At 41.3% G+C, this 21,689-nt stretch carries 25 protein-coding genes; 17 read left to right on the forward strand and 8 right to left on the reverse strand.

Annotation, left to right across the window (positions count from 1 at the left end):
- Positions 1-30: 30 nt before the first annotated feature.
- Positions 31-1,479, reverse strand: coding sequence for a SulP family inorganic anion transporter (locus tag ACX17N_RS09135; RefSeq protein ID WP_458892266.1), 1,449 nt, complete (start codon positions 1,477-1,479; stop codon positions 31-33).
- Positions 1,480-1,694: 215 nt separating this feature from the next.
- On the opposite strand from ACX17N_RS09135, the gene gstA reads away from it, so the two are divergent.
- Positions 1,695-2,306, forward strand: a complete 612-nt coding sequence (gene gstA / locus ACX17N_RS09140; RefSeq protein ID WP_458892267.1) for a glutathione transferase GstA — start codon at positions 1,695-1,697, stop codon at positions 2,304-2,306.
- 42 nt (positions 2,307-2,348) lie between these two features.
- Here gstA and ACX17N_RS09145 read toward each other — a convergent pair whose 3' ends face one another.
- The 6 genes from ACX17N_RS09145 to ACX17N_RS09170 all read right to left on the reverse strand — a co-directional run bounded on the left by ACX17N_RS09145 (position 2,349) and on the right by ACX17N_RS09170 (position 5,873).
- Positions 2,349-3,038 (reverse strand): hypothetical protein, encoded by a 690-nt coding sequence (locus ACX17N_RS09145; protein WP_458892268.1) that lies wholly within the window; start codon positions 3,036-3,038, stop codon positions 2,349-2,351.
- Positions 3,039-3,101: 63 nt separating this feature from the next.
- Entirely contained in the window at positions 3,102-3,887 is a 786-nt protein-coding gene (locus ACX17N_RS09150; RefSeq protein ID WP_458892269.1) for a thiazole synthase, read from the reverse strand.
- A gap of 12 nt (positions 3,888-3,899) precedes the next feature.
- On the reverse strand, positions 3,900-4,097 hold the full coding sequence (thiS, locus tag ACX17N_RS09155; RefSeq protein WP_458892270.1) for a sulfur carrier protein ThiS: 198 nt from the start codon (positions 4,095-4,097) through the stop codon (positions 3,900-3,902).
- A 25-nt stretch (positions 4,098-4,122) separates the two neighbouring features.
- Positions 4,123-4,488, reverse strand: coding sequence for a DUF423 domain-containing protein (locus ACX17N_RS09160; protein ID WP_458892271.1), 366 nt, complete (start codon positions 4,486-4,488; stop codon positions 4,123-4,125).
- Positions 4,489-4,629: 141 nt separating this feature from the next.
- The gene (gene rpoH, locus ACX17N_RS09165) at positions 4,630-5,499 is read right to left on the reverse strand and encodes an RNA polymerase sigma factor RpoH (RefSeq protein WP_458892272.1); all 870 of its coding nucleotides are present in this window, start codon (positions 5,497-5,499) and stop codon (positions 4,630-4,632) included.
- A 140-nt stretch (positions 5,500-5,639) separates the two neighbouring features.
- Positions 5,640-5,873 carry a sulfurtransferase TusA family protein gene (locus tag ACX17N_RS09170; protein ID WP_458892273.1) on the reverse strand — a complete coding sequence of 78 codons (234 nt, stop codon included), beginning with the start codon at positions 5,871-5,873 and terminating at the stop codon, positions 5,640-5,642.
- Between the two features lie 385 nt (positions 5,874-6,258).
- On the opposite strand from ACX17N_RS09170, the gene ACX17N_RS09175 reads away from it, so the two are divergent.
- Positions 6,259-6,471: a cold-shock protein gene (locus ACX17N_RS09175; RefSeq protein WP_005177104.1), complete on the forward strand. Its 213-nt coding sequence runs from the start codon at positions 6,259-6,261 to the stop codon at positions 6,469-6,471.
- Between the two features lie 101 nt (positions 6,472-6,572).
- Positions 6,573-7,724, forward strand: a complete 1,152-nt coding sequence (rhlB, locus tag ACX17N_RS09180) for an ATP-dependent RNA helicase RhlB (protein WP_458892274.1) — start codon at positions 6,573-6,575, stop codon at positions 7,722-7,724.
- A 71-nt stretch (positions 7,725-7,795) separates the two neighbouring features.
- Here the strand turns inward: rhlB and ACX17N_RS09185 are convergent, their stop codons facing one another.
- Positions 7,796-8,173 (reverse strand): hypothetical protein, encoded by a 378-nt coding sequence (locus ACX17N_RS09185; protein ID WP_458892275.1) that lies wholly within the window; start codon positions 8,171-8,173, stop codon positions 7,796-7,798.
- Positions 8,174-8,368: 195 nt separating this feature from the next.
- Here ACX17N_RS09185 and ACX17N_RS09190 point away from each other — a divergent pair, with 195 nt between their 5' ends.
- The 14 genes from ACX17N_RS09190 (at position 8,369) to ACX17N_RS09255 (ending at position 21,620) form a co-directional block, all read left to right on the forward strand.
- On the forward strand, positions 8,369-8,944 hold the full coding sequence (locus ACX17N_RS09190) for a nitroreductase family protein (RefSeq protein ID WP_458892276.1): 576 nt from the start codon (positions 8,369-8,371) through the stop codon (positions 8,942-8,944).
- A 31-nt stretch (positions 8,945-8,975) separates the two neighbouring features.
- Positions 8,976-10,049 carry an NAD(P)H-dependent glycerol-3-phosphate dehydrogenase gene (locus tag ACX17N_RS09195; RefSeq protein WP_458892277.1) on the forward strand — a complete coding sequence of 358 codons (1,074 nt, stop codon included), beginning with the start codon at positions 8,976-8,978 and terminating at the stop codon, positions 10,047-10,049.
- 113 nt (positions 10,050-10,162) lie between these two features.
- Complete coding sequence (locus tag ACX17N_RS09200; protein WP_458892278.1) at positions 10,163-10,618, forward strand: SixA phosphatase family protein; 456 nt, start codon at positions 10,163-10,165, stop codon at positions 10,616-10,618.
- Positions 10,619-10,646: 28 nt separating this feature from the next.
- Complete coding sequence (gspL, locus tag ACX17N_RS09205) at positions 10,647-11,789, forward strand: type II secretion system protein GspL (protein ID WP_458892279.1); 1,143 nt, start codon at positions 10,647-10,649, stop codon at positions 11,787-11,789.
- Positions 11,789-12,268, forward strand: coding sequence for a type II secretion system protein GspM (gene gspM, locus ACX17N_RS09210; protein ID WP_458892280.1), 480 nt, complete (start codon positions 11,789-11,791; stop codon positions 12,266-12,268). The genes gspL and gspM overlap by 1 nt, the downstream gene beginning before the upstream one ends.
- A 90-nt stretch (positions 12,269-12,358) precedes the next feature.
- On the forward strand, positions 12,359-13,369 hold the full coding sequence (locus ACX17N_RS09215; RefSeq protein ID WP_458892281.1) for a quinone-dependent dihydroorotate dehydrogenase: 1,011 nt from the start codon (positions 12,359-12,361) through the stop codon (positions 13,367-13,369).
- Positions 13,366-13,950 carry a CvpA family protein gene (locus tag ACX17N_RS09220; RefSeq protein ID WP_458892282.1) on the forward strand — a complete coding sequence of 195 codons (585 nt, stop codon included), beginning with the start codon at positions 13,366-13,368 and terminating at the stop codon, positions 13,948-13,950. The genes ACX17N_RS09215 and ACX17N_RS09220 overlap by 4 nt, the downstream gene beginning before the upstream one ends.
- Before the next feature lie 24 nt (positions 13,951-13,974).
- On the forward strand, positions 13,975-15,516 hold the full coding sequence (gene purF / locus ACX17N_RS09225; RefSeq protein WP_458892283.1) for an amidophosphoribosyltransferase: 1,542 nt from the start codon (positions 13,975-13,977) through the stop codon (positions 15,514-15,516).
- Between the two features lie 100 nt (positions 15,517-15,616).
- Positions 15,617-17,497: a M48 family metalloprotease gene (locus ACX17N_RS09230; RefSeq protein ID WP_458892470.1), complete on the forward strand. Its 1,881-nt coding sequence runs from the start codon at positions 15,617-15,619 to the stop codon at positions 17,495-17,497.
- A 97-nt stretch (positions 17,498-17,594) separates the two neighbouring features.
- Positions 17,595-18,284: a hypothetical protein gene (locus ACX17N_RS09235; RefSeq protein ID WP_458892284.1), complete on the forward strand. Its 690-nt coding sequence runs from the start codon at positions 17,595-17,597 to the stop codon at positions 18,282-18,284.
- Positions 18,277-19,242 (forward strand): 2-hydroxyacid dehydrogenase, encoded by a 966-nt coding sequence (locus ACX17N_RS09240; protein WP_458892285.1) that lies wholly within the window; start codon positions 18,277-18,279, stop codon positions 19,240-19,242. Before ACX17N_RS09235 ends, ACX17N_RS09240 begins: the two co-directional genes overlap by 8 nt.
- Before the next feature lie 111 nt (positions 19,243-19,353).
- Complete coding sequence (locus ACX17N_RS09245; RefSeq protein WP_458892471.1) at positions 19,354-20,766, forward strand: M48 family metalloprotease; 1,413 nt, start codon at positions 19,354-19,356, stop codon at positions 20,764-20,766.
- 50 nt (positions 20,767-20,816) lie between these two features.
- Positions 20,817-21,182 carry a GFA family protein gene (locus tag ACX17N_RS09250; RefSeq protein WP_458892286.1) on the forward strand — a complete coding sequence of 122 codons (366 nt, stop codon included), beginning with the start codon at positions 20,817-20,819 and terminating at the stop codon, positions 21,180-21,182.
- Positions 21,183-21,254: 72 nt separating this feature from the next.
- A complete protein-coding gene (locus tag ACX17N_RS09255; protein WP_458892287.1) occupies positions 21,255-21,620 on the forward strand; it encodes a hypothetical protein in 366 nt (121 codons plus the stop codon).
- Positions 21,621-21,689: the final 69 nt, after the last annotated feature.

Below are 21,689 nucleotides of genomic sequence, written 5' to 3' on the forward strand. Positions count from 1 at the left end.
TAACCAACTCTTTTTTATATGAAATAGGATTTAAAGCGGATTATAGCGGTCTATCAAAGTGCTACTGGCTTCATTCAAACCCACCACCTCAATTGCAATACCTTGATCCCGAAATTTTTGCACCACGGTATTCAGCATATTCACCGAAGTAATATCCCAGACATGAGCATGGGTTAAATCGAGAATGACGCGTTTGGCAGGAGTTGAAAAATCAAAAAATTGATAGAATTTTTCCGAGCTGCTAAAGAAAATTTGTCCTGAAATGCGATATTCAAGCGTATCGGTATTGATCTGTAGCGCTTGGACTTTAACTTCACTTTCTAGCTTATTGACCAAGAACAGGGCAGAGAGGCAGACCCCAACAAAAACACCTAAGGCCAGATTGTGGGTCGCCAATACAATCACCACGACACTCAGCATGACAATGTTACTTTGCTTCGGATGCTTATTAAATTGCTTGACTGAATCCCAATTAAAAGTGGTAAAGGACACCATAATCATAATGGCCACCAATGCTGCCATTGGAATATAGGCCAGCCAGTCTTTTAAAAACACCACCAGACAAAGTAAGAACACACCTGCCACTAGGGTTGAAAGTCGCGTACGCGCACCAGAACTGACATTAATAATCGACTGACCAATCATCGCACAACCTGCCATACCGCCCATAAAACCACTGACAATATTGGCATAACCTTGTCCACGACATTCCTTATGACGATCACCTTCAGTGCCGGTGACTTCATTCACAATGGTCGTCGTCATCATGGTTTCCAGTAAGCCGACTGTGGCTAAAGTCATGGCATAGGGGAAGATGATTTTTAAGGTTTCCAGATTAAGTGGAATGTCTGGAATTAAAAATACAGGTAGTGTATCTGGAAATTGTCCTAAATCACTGACGGTTCGGATGTCTGCACCAAATACCAGTGCCACTAAGCTTAGAAGAATAATACAAACCAATGGGGCAGGCAGTAATTTGCCAATTTTAGGAAGATATGGGAACAGATAAACGATGACTAAACCTAAAGCGACAAAGCTATAGCCAATCCAGTCCATTTTTTTGATCTCAGGAATCTGTGCCACAAAAATAAGGATCGCTAGGGCATTCACAAAACCGTAAACCACAGATTGAGAGACAAAGCGCATCAGTTTTGCGACTTTAAAGTAGCCTGCAATAATCTGAATCAGACCCGTTAAAATGGTGGTTGCAAATAAATATTGCAGCCCATGTTCTTTGACTAGGGTAATCATCAGCAACGCCATGGCACCTGTAGCTGCCGAAATCATCGCAGGCCGACCACCAAAAAAAGCAATACTGACGGCTATACAGAATGAAGCATATAAACCGACTTGAGGGTCTACACCTGCAATTGCTGAAAAAGCTATCGATTCAGGAATTAGTGCAAGACCAACCACAATACCCGCAAGTACATCAGTACGAATATTCGAAAACCATTCTGTTCTTTTAAGGCTAATCACTACAGCATTTCATGAAATTTAAAGAATGTGTATGTTAAAACATCTAACAATAAAAAAGCACACGAGATTGTCTTGAAAAATTGTAAAAATTGAACAATATTCAAGAAGTACTATTTATAAGTCGTTACGCTTTTTTGCAATTTACAGGTCTGAGCGCTTGAAAGTTTGTCTGAAGGCATTTAAAAAATTGAAGAGTTCGATAACAAGGATTATATATGAAGCTTTATTATTCCCCAGGTGCATCTTCTTTAGCAGCACATATTATTCTAAATGAAATTAATGTCGATTTTGATCTGGTTCGCGTAGACCTAAAAACACATAAAACAGAAAAAGGCGAAGATTATTATGCAATTAATCCAAAAGGTTATGTGCCTGCACTCGAAATCAACCCAGGGTTAATTTTGACTGAAAATGTGGCGATTTTACCCTTCTTGGCGCAGCATGATCCCAAGCAGGATTTGATTCCACCCTCAGGTCTAGGCCGTGCCAAGGTACTCGAGTGGTTGGGTTATCTCAACTCAGAATTGCACGATGCCTATGCCGTATTATTCTGCGGACCTTTGTCGGAAGAAGCGAAAACCAAAGCCTATGCAGAAATTGATCGCTTACTCAGTTATATCGATCAAGCCATTGCAGATTCAGACAATGATTATTTGGTTGATGATAACTTTGGACCTGCCGATGCCTATTTATTCGTGTTGACAAACTGGTCAAATGCCATTGAGCATGATTTGACGCCGTATAAAAATATCATTGCTATTCGTAATAAAGTCGCAGAGCGTCAGTCGGTGCAAATGGCGATGCGCGATGAGGGTTTGATTCCTTGATCAATTCTTAAAAATAGAAAAACGCCTCAAATGGGCGTTTTTTTATTTAAATTCAGGTGGTTCATTAAAATCAATTTGTTCTAGTTTTAGATTGTAGGTTTGTTGGAGCTTACTCCACTTGACTTGAACAGGCTGAGTAGACTCCGCGAATTCATTTTCTCCAGTCATGGTTTTCACTTTTCCTGTCGAAAAATTGATACTGCGAGAGGATTGATCCCCAGAAGCACGATGAAACTCGCTTTGATCGAAGCCGATCAAGCGCATGGCATTATTTTGATAGCGAAAACTAAAACTGTTATTGGTGACATACCAAGAACCACAACTGAGCCAATAATGCAGGTTGATTTTAAGTATGCCTTTATGAATACTTATCCCGCCATCTTCCATTGGGTCAGCCAAGCAAGGGGATTCTTCGTCATTCTCAGTTGGAAGCGAGTCGTTTTCAGTGATCACTTGATAACCCTGTGCTGTTTGAAATAGCACTAATAGTTTTCTCGGATTCAGATTTAAGCGATCACTGCCTAAACCGGCATTGGCAATCACATTTTCCGGATTATTGTCTTCAATAACCAAAACGCTATCATTTAGACCATCACGGTTAAGGTCTCCTGTAACGGTTTCAATGATTTTCCAATTTTTAGGAATGAATGGACTGAAGCTTGAAGAGGGTGTTGCTGCAAAGCTAGGAATCCAGAAACCCAAGCAGCATAAAGGCAGAATGGTTTTTATCATGTAATTGACTCTTTATTTATTCTTAAAAAGCAAAGGATTCCGAAGAATCCTTTGCTAGGCGTTTTATTTAAAGAAATAGCCTGTTTCTGGTGAGCTGGCATTTGCCATGCGTTTGCGCGGCATACGCCCAGCGAGGAAGGCTTCACGTCCTGCTTCTACCGCTTTTTTCATGGCAGAAGCCATTAACACTGGGTTTTGCGCAGCAGCAATCGCGGTATTCATCAATACACCATCACAACCGAGTTCCATGGCAATCGCAGCGTCACTGGCCGTTCCTACACCAGCATCGACTAACACTGGAACTTTGGCATTTTCTTTAATAATCGAAATCGTGTGTGGGTTTAAAATCCCCAAACCCGAGCCAATTAAACTACCTAAAGGCATAATTGCTACACAACCCATGCTTTCCAATTCTTGCGCCACAATAGGGTCATCAGAAGTGTAGACCATGATTTCAAAACCATCATCAATCAAGGTGCGGGCAGCTTTAAGGGTTTCGGTAATGTTGGGGTAAAGCGTTTTTTCATCACCGAGAACTTCAAGCTTGACCAAATTATGACCATCCAATAGTTCCCGTGCCAACATACAGGTGCGTATCGCACTATTGGCATCAAAACAACCTGCGGTATTTGGCAAAATCGTATATTTTTCAGGTGGAATAACCGAAAGCAAATTTGGCTGATCGGGATGCTGGCCAATATTGACGCGGCGAATGGCGACAGTAACAATTTCTGCACCACTGGCTTGAATGGCTAAATCAGTTTCATTTAAATCTTTATATTTACCCGTACCCACCAACAAACGTGAGTTAAAGGTTCTTGAACCGACAATAAGAGGGGTATCTTCCATGGGAGCTCCAAATTAGCCGCCACCAACGGCATGAATAATTTCAATGCGATCTTGATCACAAATAGGGGTTTGTTCGAGTTTAGATTTTGAAATAATCATTTCATTGTGTTCGACTGCAAAACGTTTACCTTCTAATTCTAATTCTTGAATCAGTTGTAATAGATTGCAGCACGTGGTGTCTTTTGCTTCACCGTTCAGAAAAATTTGCATGTCATTATTTCCAACAAGTTTTGACCTATTTGGCGTATTTATAGGCATTCCACGCTAAGACCAACCATCCAGCAATCATCAATGCTCCGCCAATTGGGGTAATGGCACCCAAACCGCGAGGTAAACCCAAAGCCATCACATACAGTGAGCCGCAAAAGAAGAAAATTCCAACTTGAATGAGGGTGAAACTCACTTTAATCGGCAGCAGAGGAACGACTTTTGCCAAAATCGCGAGCATCAATAAGCCCAAAGCATGATAGAAAAAATAATCCGTCGCGGTTTGCCACCAAGCCAATTGAGCCTCAGTTGCGCGGGCTTTTAAGCCATGCGCACCAAAAGCACCTAACATGACAGCAATGGCTAAATTGAGTGCTGAGATTGCGATCCACATAAGCTATGAGACCTAAACAAATTTGCGCATAACCTTAGCATATCCTGCCCTAGTGAAAAAAGCGAAATGTGACATTGTGCTATCGTAAATAAAAAGGGTATAACCCGAAAGTTATACCCTTTAAAAATTTGAACAGCAGAATTAATTTGAGGACATTGCGATTTTGATTTTTTCCATCGCATTTTTCTCTAATTGGCGAATACGTTCAGCAGAAACATTATATTCAGCAGCCAATTCATGCAAGGTCGATTTATCATCATCTAACCAGCGGCGCTGTAAAATATTACGTGAGCGATCGTCGAGTTGCTCCATGGCTTCATGCAAAGCGGAAGTACTTTGTTCTTCATAGTCTTCGTTTTCAACCAAACGGGCAGGATCATAACGGTTGTCTTCTAAATACAAAGCAGGAGCAACATGCGTTGAACCTTCATCATCGTCATCACCTTGCGCTTCAAAAGCAGCATCATAGGCGGTGAGACGGCCTTCCATTTCTAGCACTTGTTCTGGCGTCACATTCAAATCATTGGCAATCGACTGCGCTTCTTCTAAGGTCAGTTTCTTACTGGATTTTTTCAGACTGCGTAAATTAAAGAATAATTTACGTTGCGCTTTGGTGGTGGCAATTTTAACAATTCGCCAATTACGAATCACATATTCATGAATTTCAGCTTTAATCCAGTGTACCGCAAAAGACACTAAACGCACGCCCATGTTCGGGTCAAAACGTTTCACAGCTTTCATTAAGCCTAAGTTGCCTTCTTGAATTAAATCACCTTGTGGCAAGCCATAACCTGCATAACTTCGTGCAATATGAACAACGAAACGCAAATGCGACATTACCAGCATTTTAGCAGCATCAAGGTCTTGGTCGTAGTAGTAACGCTCAGCCAACTCTTTTTCTTGTTCGGCTGTTAAAATCGGAATCTGATTGACAGTACTAATATATGCCCCAAGGTTTACACCTGGCGCAGATAATGACAGGGGCATCAATTGATTGCTGCTGTCACTCATAGGTACTCCTTATAAAATTGGACATTGATGTTCCACTACCTTTCATATTAATGCCAATAAGCTCACACATTAAGGAAATTTGGGTAGCGTTATGTAATTTTTTATGCCAAATTGAAACCATTGAGTCTAACTGAAAATAATTAAGATTCAATTAAGTAATGGTATTCATGCTCTGAAATTTTTCTCACTTCACAGCTTAACTGATGCATCTGACAATAACGTGTCACATCAATTTGACTATGCGGATCGGAAGATTTGAGTAAAATCCGATGTGAAGGTGAGTTTTTTAGGGAACGTTTAAGCATCAATAATGGCATGGGGCAAGGCTTACCCATTGCATCAATAATCAGCTCACATTCGGTCTGGTTCGTCATACTGAGTGAGGTTGCAGAAATATACTGTTAAAATCTTAGCAAATTTAATGCCAAACCCCAAATAAAAACATAGTAAAACTATATGAATGTTTATATTGATCTAAAATATGCATCTAAAAAAAATTACTTAATCTTTAGCTGAATTAAGTGAAAAAAATTCTATTAATTGTCACAAACCCATGTTAAGCTCGATGCCGTATTGAGGATTTATCGCAACTTTACATTGTTTTAAAACCCTACACTACAAATGGATGTAACCGGGATTTTGTTAATAGTTATACAGAATGATTACAAGCTTAGAAATAATAAATGTTTTTAAACCTTGTTTGCTCTGCTGTTTGCAACACCGGGTGGTCCTTCTTTTAAATACAATGAGGATTAACTTATGACAGCTCGTGAACAAGGCGTAGTTAAATGGTTCAACGACACTAAAGGTTTTGGTTTTATTCAACGCAATGGCGGTGATGATGTATTTGTTCACTTCCGTGCGATTCAAGGCGAAGGCCACCGTTCACTTCGTGACGGCCAACGTGTTGAATTCAGTGTTGTAAAAGGCCAAAAAGGCTTCCAAGCTGAAGAAGTTCAACCTTTAGACTAATACGCTAAAGAATCTTCGAAACGCCCCAATGTCTATTGGGGCGTTTTTTGTTTATAATAAGCCCTCGTCTTTTCTTTATTCATTAGTTTGAGCAAGTATTTATGTCATCTGGTTTTGAAACCCTAAATTTACATCCTCAACTTAAACAAGCGATTGATGCTTTGGGGTTTAAGGAAATGACACCAATCCAGCAGAAGGTACTGAAGTTTACTTTGGCTGGACATGATGCGATTGGGCGTGCACAAACAGGAACAGGCAAAACTGCTGCATTTTTGGTGAGTGTGATTAATGACTTGCTGAACAATCCAATTAAAGAGCAGCGTTTTCGTGGTGAGCCACGTGCACTGATTTTAGCTCCAACACGTGAGTTAGCTTTACAAATCGAGAGTGATGCGAAACATCTCACTAAATTTACCGATCTGCATTTGGTGACTTTGTTGGGTGGTGTAGATTTCGATAAGCAAAAAGCACAGCTCGACAAAAATTTTGTCGATATTATTGTGGCGACACCAGGTCGTCTGATAGATTTCGTTGAACAAAAAGAAGTATGGCTCGATCAAATCGAGTTTTTAGTGATTGATGAAGCCGACCGTTTATTGGATATGGGCTTTATTCCTTCGGTGAAACGTATTGTGCGTTATTCTCCGCGTAAAGAGCAGCGCCAAACTCTCATGTTCTCTGCGACTTTTAGCTATGATGTTTTGAATTTGGCACAACAGTGGTTGTTTGAACCGGTAACTGTGGAAATTGAGCCAGAAAAGAAGACCAATGCTGATGTTGAGCAACGTGTATATATGGTCGCGAAGACGGATAAATATAAATTGCTACAAGATATCTTGCGTGATGAGCCAATTGAAAAAGTCATGATTTTTGCCAATCGTCGTGATCAAGTCCGTAAGTTATATGACACCTTGAAGCGTGATGGTTATAAAGTTGTGATGTTGTCTGGTGAAATTGCCCAAGACAAGCGACTCAAAATGCTAGACCAGTTTAAACATGGTAAGCACAACATCATGATTGCCACCGATGTGGCGGGTCGTGGTATTCATGTTGATGGCGTGTCGCATGTAGTGAATTTTACCTTACCTGAACAGTCGGATGATTACGTACACCGTATTGGCCGTACGGGGCGTGCAGGAACACGTGGGGTAAGCATTAGCTTCCTTTCAGAAGATGATGCATTTCATTTGCCAGAGATTGAAAAAGCGATTGGACAGAAATTACCGTTAACTCGTTTGGAAGGTTATTGCTAATTTTTGCTACAAACGAGAAAAAGGCTAGTAAATACTAGCCTTTTTTTATGGATTTCTTTTGAGTGTTGGACTTAATTGGCTTTGCAGTAAAAAGTCACAACGGTTTGATAATCGGTATCTTTTGAAATGCTGGTATTGGTGCCTGCAATACTGCCAATTACATCAGCAGCTGCTTGAATCATTTGACCTGTTTGGTCATCAACTACACCTTTGAGCGAACCATTGTATTCGGTTTTTTCACTCACCACGATTGGCGTTGAGTTTTTGCAGGTTTTATTGGCTGCTGCGACCGCATTGTTTTTGGAAATAATGCTGGTTTTACCCAGACCGGTAACCTCAAATTGGTTATTTTCTTTTTGAATTACCGTGGATGATGTCGGTGTTGTGGCACATGCAGATAGTAAAATTGAGCCTAAAATAGCTGCACTCAAGACAAATTTATTGTTCATGTTTTCCCCATTTTGTAGTGAAGTACTGCAACATAGTGTTCATGATAATGACCAAAGAAGATGTATAAAAAGTGCTGCTTTATTTTACTGCTGTGTGAAAAAATGCCGATAAAGACAATTTATTCAGTCTGCTAGAGCATTATGAAAATATTGTGATACTCTTGCAGGAGTATTAATGTATAGATCTCAAAGTCGATGACGGATTTAACAGCAGACCTTATTCACCAAAATATTCATCAACGTCAGTCTATCGGACATCTTGTTGAGCCTGCTCCAAATGCAGCTCAACTTGAACTTGCTTTTCAAGCGGCATTGACTGCACCCGATCATCATCGCTTAAAGCCGACCAGATTTGTGGTGATTGAGCCTGAACAAAGAGCCGCTTTTGGTCAATTGTTATCAGATGCACTCGCAGATCTTGGTGAGCAAGATCCAGTCCAATTAGATCGCGTGAAGCAGCATCCATTTCGAGCGCCAGTGTTGGTTTTGGCCTTAACGCAGTTTAAGGATCACGCCAAAGTTCCTTATTTTGAGCAGACGTTAAGTACTGGTGCTGCCATTGAAAATTTCTTACTGTCTTTGCAAGCACAAGGTTTTTCGACTATGTGGCGGAGTGGGGCGGTGGTTGAATCTACCTTGTTAAAACAGGCCTTGGGCCTCACAGCGCAAGATCTTGTTTCTGGTATTATTTATATTGGAACAGCAGCCAAAGCGATTCCAGCGCGTGCTGAAATTCATACCGAACAATATGTGAGTTATTGGAATAAATAAGTTTGAAATACGCTTTAGGATATAAAAATAAATGTCTGAATTAAATTTTAGTGACTTGGTTGAACCTGTTGTAATTGACCGTAAAACGGCATTACGAGTGACCGTATTGGGTGGTGGTAGTTTTGGTACTGCAATGGCAAATACAGCAGTACGAAATGGTTGTGACACCATGATTTGGATTCGTGATGAGGCTATTGCCGATGAAATTAATCGTACGCATATCAATCAGCGTTATTTGCCAGATTTTCAACTAGAACCAGGTCTGGTTGCTGTTTCAGATGTAGAAAAAGCCGTTCGAGATCGAGATATTATCTTGGTGGCGATTCCGAGTCATTCGTTCCGTGACGTTCTGAAGCAAATTCGTCCCTATATTAGTTCGCAAGCCGTGATCTCTTTAACCAAGGGTATTGAAGCAAATACCTTTTGTTTTATGAGCGATATTATTCAGCAAGAATTGCCAGAAGTGCCTTTTGGTGTGCTTTCGGGGCCTAATTTAGCCAAAGAGATTGTTGCCGGACAACCAGCTGGTACAGTCATTGCGAGTGATTCTGAGCTAGTGCGTTATGCAGTGCAACAGGCTTTACATAGTGCTTTATTCCGTGTTTTTGCAAGTGATGATGTGCATGGCGTTGAATTGGGTGGCGCATTAAAAAATATTTATGCGGTCGCTATGGGCATGGCTGCTGCTTTTAACGTGGGAGAAAATACCAAGAGTATGATTCTAACCCGTGCTTTGGCAGAAATGAGTCGTTTTGCGGTAAAACTCGGCGCAAACCCGCTAACATTCTTGGGCTTGTCGGGGGTTGGTGATTTATTCGCCACTTGTAATAGCCCTTTGAGTCGCAATTATCAGATCGGTTATGCCTTGGGTAAGGGTAAAACGTTAGAACAGGCCACCAAAGAACTTGGACAAACCGCGGAAGGAATTAATACCGTGGTTCAGGTGAAAGCACGTGCTCAGGAACTCGATGTCTATATGCCAATTACTTGTGCTTTATATGATGTGATTTTTGAAGGGGCTCCACCGTTATCTATTGCGGTATCCTTAATGAAAAATGGACATCGTAGTGATGTGGAGTTTGTTTTGCCACATCATGCGGTTTAAGTTTAATTCATTGAATGCATTAGAATTGTCATAAATACTGTATATACTTCATAAATGAGCACCAACTATTTTTAAAACATCGGTTGAGTGCTCTGAAATAATAAGGAAATATTATGTTGCTTACATTAGTCCGTCATGGTGAAGCTTCGCCACCTATTGATGGTAATGATCTTAAACGTCCATTGACAGCGCGTGGTCATCAACAAGCTCAAGAAACTGCAGATTTCTTAAAAGATTTAGTGCAACCTGATATTTTTATTGTTAGTCCATTATTAAGGGCGCAAGAAACCTTGGCGCATATTCAGACTTATTTTAAAGGTGTGCCCGTTTTATTGTGCAATGCAATTAAACCGGATGATGATGCGCAGGTTGCTGTTGAATGGTTGTCTCATTTACCTTATGAGTCGATTGTGGTGGTGTGTCATATGAATGTTGTGGCACATATAGAAGAAGTGCTTACCTCTGAGCCATTTCATCCTTTTGCACTTGCAGAAGCGCGTTGCTATGATCAAACGGTCATTGCGGCTGGGCTGTCTACGCTGAAAAAGCAATTCATTCCTAAGGCTTAAAAAGATTTAAAACGGCAGATAAAAATAAATGTTGTATATATGGATGCCAGAAGCCAATGACGCATGGCAGTGGTCAGCAGGGGAAACTTGGCACTCGGCATTAAGTTTGGAGCAATTGATTCAAGACTTAAAACCGTTTGCCACTCAAGAAGCAACCGTGTTCTTTCCGAGTCGGCATATACAGATGCTGCAACATAACCTCAATAAAGTGCAGTACAAGCAATTGGGGCAAGAGGGGATTAAATATCTTTTGGAGGAATATATTGTTTTTCCAATTGATAGTATGAAGGTATTGCATCAGTTTCAAAATCCAGATCAATTAACGCTGCTTGGGGTCTCACAGCATTTGGTCGAAACACTACAGCATTCGCTGGCATTATTGCCGGTGAAAATTGCTGTACTTATTCCAGATTTTTATGCAGTGCCTCAACCAGAACAACCTGATCAAACAGTGCTCTTAAATTTGCATGGGCGTTTACTAGCTCGTGAAAATGAGTATTTGGGTTGCTCTGTTGATGATTTATCTTTGTATTTGGATTATCAGAATGCCAATCGCCACTACCATATAGCGCATCTAAATGATAGGCAGCATGAAGCTTTAGAGGCGCGTGTAACTCAAGATCAGATCAGTCATTTTGACTATGTTTTTACACCGTTAAAAAAACCAAAGCAGCATCCTTTTAATGTTTTGCCTAAGCTTAAGTCGGAATCGAACCTTTCGGGGTACTGGAAAGCCTGTGGAGCGGTGGCATTGGCTCTATTGGTGGTGCAGTTTGGTTACGATGCTAGTCGTTGGTATAAAAACAAAAAGGTCGCAGATGAAACTGCCCAGCAAGCCGTTACTCAATTTAAATACTGGTTTGGGCAAAATTATCCTGTAACTGAACAAACCTTGAAAAGCCAGTTTGAGTTTCAAATGAGAAGCAATCAAATCGGGCAGAATAACAGCTTGCAGTTGTTAAGTCGGGTCGGTCCGATTTTAATGCAAAACAAGATTATTGCGGATCGTGTCTATTCTGATACAGCAGGATTAAATCTGGATTTAAAGGCCAGTTCATCTGCAATATTGCAAAATTTGACCCAGCAGCTGAGTCAACAGGGTTTTAAGGTTGAACTTGGAAATATTCAGCCGAATGGTGCGGGTGTGATTGGATCGGTGAAAATACAATAATGAAAGTATTAGAAAAAGTGAGCAACTCATTCGATTCTGCTTATGAGCAATTTGCCCAATACTTAGAGCGCTTGTCTGTTCGTGAGCGTGTCATGGTCATTTTTACCATCATTTTTGTGTTATTTGCCGCGCTTGGCTCAGCCTTATGGTATATGCATAAGGCTGCTGAGTATCAACAGCAGCGTGTCAGCGAGTTGAAGGATTTGGTGGTATGGATGCAAAGCAATGCGGTTACCATGAAACCCGCGGGTGATGTGCAACTTAGTGCTGCGGAAAAAGTGCAACGTGTTGCCCAGCAGCAAGGCTTGGGTGTTGCATCACAGCAAATGGGTGAGCAAATTCAAGTTGTTATAACTCATGCGAACTATTCTGTTTTGGCCAATTTCCTGACTCAATTGGCACAGATGGGTTTAAGCATTGAAAAAATGGAACTTCAGTCAACCGCAGGGCAGATTAAATTAACAGCGACAGTACAATAATAGGTCAAAATAAACAGTTGCCAAGCATGGTGTTTTGAGTGGGCTATGCCTATAATGTACCGACTTAAAAAGCAGTAGACTTTTCTAGATATGTTGTATTCTCTAGCCCGCCCTTTGTTGTTTTCTTTAGCACCAGAGCGTGCACATGAGCTCACATTATCCTTGCTAAAATCAGCTCATGTGATGGGCTTGATGCGACAAAGTGTTGCGGCAAAACCTGTGACCTGCATGGGGATTGAATTCCCAAATCCTGTAGGTTTGGCTGCTGGCTTAGATAAAAATGGTGCTTATATCGACGCCTTGGCTAGTCTAGGCTTTGGGTTTATCGAAATTGGTACCATTACACCGCGTCCTCAAGCAGGTAATCCAAAACCACGTCTTTTCCGTTTGCCGCAAGCACAAGCGATTATTAACCGTATGGGTTTTAATAACGATGGTGTGGACAAGCTGATTGAAAATGTCAAAGCTTCCAAATTTAAAGGTGTATTAGGGATTAATATTGGTAAAAATGCCGATACCCCTGTAGAAAAAGCAGTAGATGATTATTTAATCTGCTTGGAAAAAGTCTATAACTACGCTTCATATGTCACCGTTAATATCTCATCTCCAAATACCAAAAACCTACGCAGCTTGCAAAGCGGTGATGCACTGACCGAATTGTTGGTGACTTTAAAGAAACGTCAGCTTGAATTGGCGGATGAGCATCAGCATTATGTGCCTTTGGTCTTGAAAGTTGCGCCAGATTTAACTCCAGAAGATATTGCTTTTATTTCACAGCAACTGATTGCAAACAAAATTGATGGTTTGATTGTCACCAATACGACGCTATCCCGTGAAGGTGTAGAAAATCTACCTCAAGGTGATGAAGCAGGTGGTCTTTCTGGTGCACCAGTATTTGAAAAGAGCACAGCTTGTTTGTCGGCTTTTGCGCAAGCCTTGAATGGTCAAGTCCCATTAATCGGGGTAGGCGGGATTCTAGCTGGTGAACAAGCACTGATTAAGCAAAATGCAGGGGCAACACTTGTACAAGTGTATAGTGGCCTCATATATACAGGACCAAAGCTGATTAAAGATTGTGTTGATGCTATGCTTGCAAAATGAATACCATTGATATCTTCATACTGATCATTTTGCTCATTGGAGGGCTAAACGGTTTGCGACAAGGATTTTTTAAAGCCTTTGCGAACTTGGTGGGTTGGATTTTTGCACTCATTGTTGGTGCTAAATATGCCGCTATCATTGCTCCCTCAATGAGTGTGCTCAGTCAAGATCCAGTGGTTCAGAAAATAGCAGCATTTGCCTTTATTGTATTGGTCATTATTGTACTGACGTGGTTGGCTACGGCACTATTAAATGGTTTGCTCAGCAGCTTGAAGTTGGGACCTTTGAACCGCCTTGCGGGTGGTGCATTTGGTACGCTGAAGGGGTTGTTGGTGGTTCTAATTACCATGCAGGGCCTGAGTCCATGGGTAGAAAGTTCTCCGCATTGGAAGCAATCTAAAATGGTGCAATCATTATTGCCTTATGCACCATGGGCTGCCCAAATGTCAAAAGATGCAGCGCACGAAGCGCTTGAACATATTCAGTCGGAAGGTGCTCAGCAATCTTCCCACTCCTTGTCTGAACCAACGCAAAAAGATCATTCGCGTTCAGGCAACTCAACAAATAATCCTTTTTATTAATCCTAGCTTGTCTGCGAGGTTGCTATGTGTGGAGTTGTTGGTATAGCTGGTAAATCACCCGTTAACCAAATGTTGTTTGATGCATTAACGATGTTACAACATCGTGGACAAGATGCAGCTGGGATCGTAACTTGCCACGAAGGACGTTTATTTCTTCGCAAAGACAATGGCATGGTACGTGATGTATTTCATACCCGTCACATGCGTGCATTACTAGGTAATTACGGTATTGGTCATGTGCGTTATCCTACAGCAGGCTCATCGAGCAGTGCTGAGGCTCAACCTTTTTATGTAAACTCACCTTACGGTATTACTTTGGCACACAATGGTAACTTAACCAATGCTGAAGAAATTCATGATGATTTGTTTAAAACAGATTTACGTCACATGAATACCGATTCTGACTCTGAAGTATTATTGAATGCGTTTGCACATGAGTTGCAAAAACGTAGCAAATTAGAGCCAACTCCAGAAGATATTTTCCATGTAGTTTCACGTGTACATGAGCGTTGTAAAGGTGCTTATGGTGTTGTAGCGATGATTACGGGTCAGGGGCTTGTGGGCTTCCGTGATCCAAATGGTATTCGTCCACTGATTTATGGTTCGCGTGAAATTGAAACCGGTGAGAAAGAATATATTATTGCTTCGGAGTCTGTTGCGATTACTGCACTTGGCTTTAAAGTGGAGCGTGATATTGCGCCAGGTGAAGCAATTTTTATTAATGCCAATGGGGAAATGTTCACACAGCAATGTGCTAAAAACCCAGAATATCGTCCATGTATTTTTGAATATGTGTATTTTGCTCGCCCAGATGCAACGATTGACGGTATTTCTGTCTATAAAGCGCGTTTGAAAATGGGTGAGAAGTTAGCGCACAAAATTTTGAGCGAATGGGGTGAGGAGCATGATATTGATGTGGTGATTCCAATTCCAGATACATCACGCACTTCAGCTTTAGAATTGGCAAACACCTTGGGTGTAAAATTCCGTGAAGGATTTATGAAGAACCGTTATATCGGTCGTACCTTCATTATGCCAGGTCAGCAGCAACGCAAAAAATCGGTTCGTCAAAAACTCAACCCTGTAGAGCTTGAGTTTAAAGGCAAAAATGTTTTGCTGGTAGATGACTCGATTGTACGTGGTACGACGTGTAATGAAATCATTCAAATGGCACGTGATGCAGGTGCGAAAAAAGTATTCTTCGCTTCGGCAGCGCCAATGGTGAAATATCCAAACGTTTACGGTATTGATATGCCTGCGAAAAAAGAGCTGATTGCTTCTGAACGCAGTGTTGAAGAAATTCGTGAAATTATTGAAGCTGATCGCTTAATTTTCCAAGACTTGGAAGACCTAAAAGCAGCTATTCGTACCAGCAAAGTCCCGCATTTACAAGAATTTGACTGTTCTGTATTTGATGGTGTTTACGTGGCTGGTGGAATTGATGCTGCGTATCTGGATGAATTGGAACAGAAGCGCAATGACTCAGCGAAAAAATCTAAAGATGGTTATATTGATGTAAATATCGATGCGGCATCGGTAGATTTAACCGGTGTGACCGAGCAATAATTTTCAATTATTCTGCGTGAAAAAGGTGGGTATTACCCGCCTTTTTCATTTATGATGTGGCTGAATTACAATGTAATGAAGGAACTTTACATTGACAGAAATGGGTGGCTTTTTGATCAAAAATAAAAATATGCTGTGGTCTGCCAGTATTTGTGCTTTGGCTGTCCTGTTGACCATGTTTATTCTTAATACCGTACTTGGTTTATTGGTCTATTATTTTGATCAAACGCAATCTATCGTCTGGCATCAGCTGAGTCCTTATGTGATTGGGTTGTTGCTGCTGATCATTGGCTCATCAATTTTATATGAATTTTATGTATTTCGTTCTGGTGGGCATTCGCTCGCCAAGCAATTGCGTGCGAGACGTTTAAGTCTAATTGAAAGTACCCCTGAAGAATTTGTTGCACTCAAAATTACGGAACAACTTTCAGAACGGTTTTTAATTGATACACCCGCAGTCTATGTTTTACCTGATGAAGTTGGCGTGAATGCCTTGACCGCTGGTTTTTTGCCGCGAGATATTGCGATTATTTTAACGTGGGGTGCTTTACAGAATTTAGATGAGTTTGAATTGTATGGGCTGCTTAGTCATGAATTTAATCAAATCCTTTCTGGAGAAACGGCAGACAATACTCGCCTGAAAATTTTATATAGTGGTTTGACCACGTTTAGCCAGTGGGGAAGTAAGGTGGCTAAACTGGGTTTTAGCCGGCACGGATATGATCAGCCGCAAAAATTTGAAACCATTTTGGTGGCCTTGGGGGGTGTTGTTTGGTTGGTGGGTAGTCTAGGGGTGTTAATGACGCGTTTCATTAAATACCTCACCTTGGGAAGCCGAACCTTTAAAAATGATTTAAGAACCAAACGTCTCATTCAGAATGATGCCAATATTCAAACCCTATTGAGGATTTATGTGCATCATGCTGGTTCACAAATTCATAGTGAATACTCAGAATCGATTTCACACATGTGCTTTGCTAACTCCTTAAGCCCACAAAGCTGGATGAATATTCATCCGAGTATTGAGCAACGTATTTATGAGTTAAATCCAGGTTTGGTGCAAGATTTACAGCTGGAAAATCTTAAACGTTTACGTAATCAGCCACTATTTAGCTTGTTTCGCTCCTTGGAAGAAACTAATGCGGAATACCATACCCCATGGAGTTCACCGCAGCCGCTGCCACTATTGCGCTTATCGCCAATAAGTTTTGCGATTAAAGATGCGATTAAACCCTTAAACCCTGATGTGCGCAGCAATATGCAACGTCCTGAGTTGATAGAGCGTGCTCTACAAACAGCAACAGGCTCTAGAGAGGTCATGGTGGCGATTTTAATGATTCGCCAGTATCGTGAATTTATTCCTGCAGAAGCCGAAGTCAGTCGGGCGATTATTGATGCTTTGTTGCATTTAGATGGGCGAGTGCATTTATCCATTTTTCATGAAGCCTGCGCCAATATTGGAGGAATGCCTGCAACTATTGCGCGCCAATTTGTAACTAAACTGGCACGAATTATTCAGGAAGATGGTGAAATTGGATTACTCGATGCGCTGCTTTTGGAGCGCGTTAAATTAGAACTCAATTTATTACCAGTGCATACTCCTACGGCATTGGATGAGGTCAAACCGCAAATTGTCCGGCTGATCGATGCCTTGCTGCATGTGCAGCAAATTAACAGTGATAATCAGTTAGACGTGCGAGAAAAAATTCTGAAGCGTATTTTAACGCCTGAAGAATTGGAAATTTATGAAGAAATTTCAGATGAGCCAATTGACCTGGCGGAAATTGTTCATGATATTTCTGGATTGCTATTGCGAGACCGTTTAATTATCTTGGGGATTGCTGAGTTGTGCTTATGGAATGATCGTATCATTACCCAAGATGAGCTGGATGTCTTGGAGTTGTTATACTGGCGGTTTGGTTTCGAAACCTCTGAAATTGTAGAGCAAATGCAGAAAAAGAATAGTTTAATGATTATGTAATTTATCAATAGCTCTAGGCTGCATAGGTATAAATGAGTGTTGTAATAAAGCACAGCAAATTCGTGCAAATGTCGTTAAAATAGCGTCAAAGATTGAGATGTTGAATGTACAGATGATGGGGCACCAGCGCGATATATTGGCAACGATGGGAATTGATATTTGGATTCCTCAGCATGCTGCTCGTCTGCAACAATCACCGTCATCTACATTGTGGCGTGATCAGGCATTACCCGAGCCTTTACTTGAATTGCCGCAAACGGTGTTTGTTTCACCTGAGTTGGTGACCCCGCAGAAGCAGGATATTGCAGTTGAACTCACGCAGTTTATTGAAGTTGAGCCAGAACAGAATAGAGCTGAACAGTTAATAGCGCCACAGCCTCCTGAGTTACAACCTGAACCTGCAATCCAAATTGCTGCCTTTGCCATTCAGGCGATCAGTTTAACCAGCTGTACCATTCTGTTGGATACCAGCTCACTCACAGAAGCGCAAGCCGAGCTTTGGTTGAATATTCAACAGGCCATTCCTGCTGAATTTGCAGAGCTTAAGTGGCCATTTCCACTTGCAGAAATGCAGGATGGGCGCGGTGCAGGCTGTTATGTGCAAGGTTTTGTTGATGCAATCAGTGTGGATAAAGATCTGATAGCTTTGGGAGCGGTTCCATATTTACAGCAGGCAGATGTGCATCGTTTGGCCGGCTTACAAGAGATGTTGGATCAACCGATCTTAAAAAAACGGTTGTGGCAGTTTATGCAAAAATCATTAAATACACGGATGCCTGATGAATAAGAAAGTTGTTGTTTTTAGTCAAATTGATCCTGAAATTCTTGCACGCTTACAAGCACAGTTTCAGGTTGTGGTGATTGATCCGAAACAGGGGGATGTTAATCAGCAAATTCAACAACAGGTGCAGGATGCTGATGGCATGATTGGGGCGGGGAGATTGTTAAATGAATCAAACCTTGCCGCAGCGCAACAACTTAAAATTATTTCCAGTGTAAGTGTGGGTTATGACAATTACGATGTAGCCTATTTAAACCAAAAAAATATCTGGTTAAGTCATACGCCGCATGTGTTGACGGAAACGACTGCGGACCTCGCTTTTACATTATTAATGAGCGCTGCGCGTAAAGTGCCTTATTTGGACCAATGGACTAAAAAGGGAGAGTGGAAACGCACCGTTTCACAGGCGCAGTTTGGTCAAGATATTTTTGGGAAAACCTTAGGGATTATTGGTCTCGGTAATATTGGTGCTGCAATTGCCCGTCGTGGTTTGTATGGTTTCAATATGAATATTCTGTACCATAGTCGCCGAGAGAAATTAGAACTGGCACAGCCGTTGAATGCGCAATATTGCTCATTGGAGCAGTTGTTACAGCAATCAGACTTTGTGGTGGTTGCGGTGGATTTAAATGCAGACTCAAAAGCATTGATTTCTTCGGCTCAATTGGAGCTCATGCAGTCACATGCGGTATTGGTGAATATTGCTCGTGGTTCAGTGATTGATGAGCAAGCATTGATTCAGGCTCTTAAGGAGCGAAAAATTTTTGCGGCAGGTCTGGATGTTTATGAAAAGGAACCGCTGCAACATTCTGAATTGTTTGCTTTAGACAATGTGGTGACTTTACCTCATGTAGGCTCAGCCACGGCAGAAACACGTAAAAAAATGGCAGAACTGGCTTATCGTAATTTGGTCGATGCTTTGCACGGTAAACAGCCGCGCTATCTGGTGAATCCAGAATTTTAAAATATTGATAACACATCATTGCAAATGAGACTGAGTTTCAATGTTATAGTTTATCCAGATCGCGGATGATTTTGAGACTTAACATTGAAACGGTTTTTGGTTGTAGGTAGTTTGTGTGTACTTTCCCATGTAGCATGGGCGGATGTTACGCATTTTTCATCATCTCCTCAGTTTAATGTTCCTGAAATCGGAAGTGGTATCGGTTTGATTGATCGCCAAAATGAAAAAATGATTGGCGAGAAAGTGTATCGGGAAGTGCAGCGGCAAATGCCTGTTGCGCATAATCCTTGGTTGGAAGATCAGCTATTTGGTGTCTTTTCAAATATTTTAAGTCAGACGCAATTGGGGCAGCCCATAGGGATGGTCTTGATTAACGATGCACAAATTAATGCATTTGCTGTGCCTGGCGGATTATTTGCCTTAAATACAGGTCTGATTACCTCTGCACGTAATATGGATGAAATTGCGGGGGTGATGGCACACGAGATTGCTCATGTGACACAGCGACATTACAGTCGTTCGCAAGAGGCTTTTAAGGGGCAAGGTTTGCTGGCATTGGCTGGAATTCTGGTTGGTGCATTGGTAGCTTCACAGGCCGATGGTAATGCAGGTGCTGCGGTAATAATGGGCTCTCAAGCAGCTTTACTGGATAACCAGTTAACCTATAGTCGCAATCAGGAACGAGAAGCAGACCGTATCGGGATGCAATATATGTATGCTGCTGGCTATAATCCGCAAAGCATGGCTGATTTTTTTGAAGTTATGCACCGCGCCACCAGCCGAGTCAGTTTTTTACCGGATTTTTGGTTAACGCATCCTCTGACCACAGAGCGTATGAGCGAAGCGCGATTACGTGCAAATCAGCTTCCACAAGTTAAAAGTGCGATGCGCGATGAAAATTTTGAAGTTTTGAAATGGTATACCCTAGTGGTCACAAATCAGGCTACCGAGCTTCAATTGCAGACCTTAACCAAGCAAGGTGATTATGCCGGACAGTTGGCCTTAGCGGCTTTTTATGCACAACAGGGAGATTTTGCGGCTGCACAAATTCAGCTTGAGCAATTGAAGAAACAAAAAAAGTTACATAATTTGCAGACTTTAATTCAAACAGATATTTATTTGGGGCAAAATAAGTTGGATGATGCGTATCAGACGATTGCTTCACCCGCACGAATTATGCCTGAAAACCGAGCATTGGCGTATAAGTTGGCAGAAGTATTGATTCGGCAAAAGCAAGCTGCGCAAGCGACGACATTGGTGCAAAATTTTGTGAAGCAAAATCCTAGAGATATCACGGGTTGGTATTTACTGCAGCAGGCCGCAAATGCAGATCTAGACTCTCCACTTAGAGCAGTCAATGTATTGCGTTATCGTGCTGAGGTTGAGTATTGGAGTGGTTCAGAAGAGGGAGCAATCAAATCGTTGTTACACGCTCAGCGGTTAGCCAAAGACAATATGGCGATGTCTGAGAAATTAAAACAACGTATTGATCAAATGCAAAAAGAGCGTCAGTATAAAATCTAATGCTGTGAATAAAATAATACCAATAATAGATAAGAATAAAGGAGTAAAAAATGATTGAGGGGCAGTGTTTATGCGGTACGGTGAGCTATCGCTATCATGGAGAAATTGAAAAATCGATTTTGTGTTATTGTCTGCATTGTCAGAGAGCGCAAGGCAGTTTTGCGGGTTGGAATAGTCCATTGCAGAAGTCTTTGTTTGAAATTGTGCGCGGGGTCAAAGTGCTGAAGGAATATTTTCATAGTCCAAATAAAGCACGGGTATTTTGTCAGGAATGTGGAAGTCCTATTTTTTCATATCGAGTGGACCTGCCAGATGTAATTCGACTACGCCTAGGTACGGTAACCTCGGGCAAGATACCAGCACCAACTGAAGAAGCTTATAAGCAATATAAGCCTGATTTTATTGAAATTAAATAAACAACGCTAGTTTTGCAATACTGAGAACGGTATGATGGCATTTAATCATTTTTTTGATTTTTAATGGTTCGCATGAAAAATAAAATACGATTTTGGGCGGCAGTTTCACTTGTTCTGTGCTCTGGTTCAGCAGTTGCTAGTGTTGAAGACTATGTGATTGCAGTGGATAAGATTAATCAGACCTACAAGGCGGATATGCGTCAATTTTTTGGTCAATTGAGTCCGCAGCAGACCAGTTTTACGGCAGACCAGCAGGTGCGTTATTGCAGCATAGTGGGGCGTTATGTCAATCAGCTTTATACAGCAGCGGATAAAAATAGAAGTTCGCTAGATGCTCAGTATCGAAATCTCAACAAACAGGATGTCATTCAACAAGTCATGTCATCAAAAGAAATGATGATTTTGAAGAAATATAATGTGCAGTGTAACTTGACTTAAAAGCTGTTATCTAAGAACTGTCTTATTGATTATTAAGGCAGTTCAACGATAAAGAGGGGAATTTTAGGA

It is taken from the genome of Acinetobacter sp. GXMZU3951 (assembly GCF_054457875.1).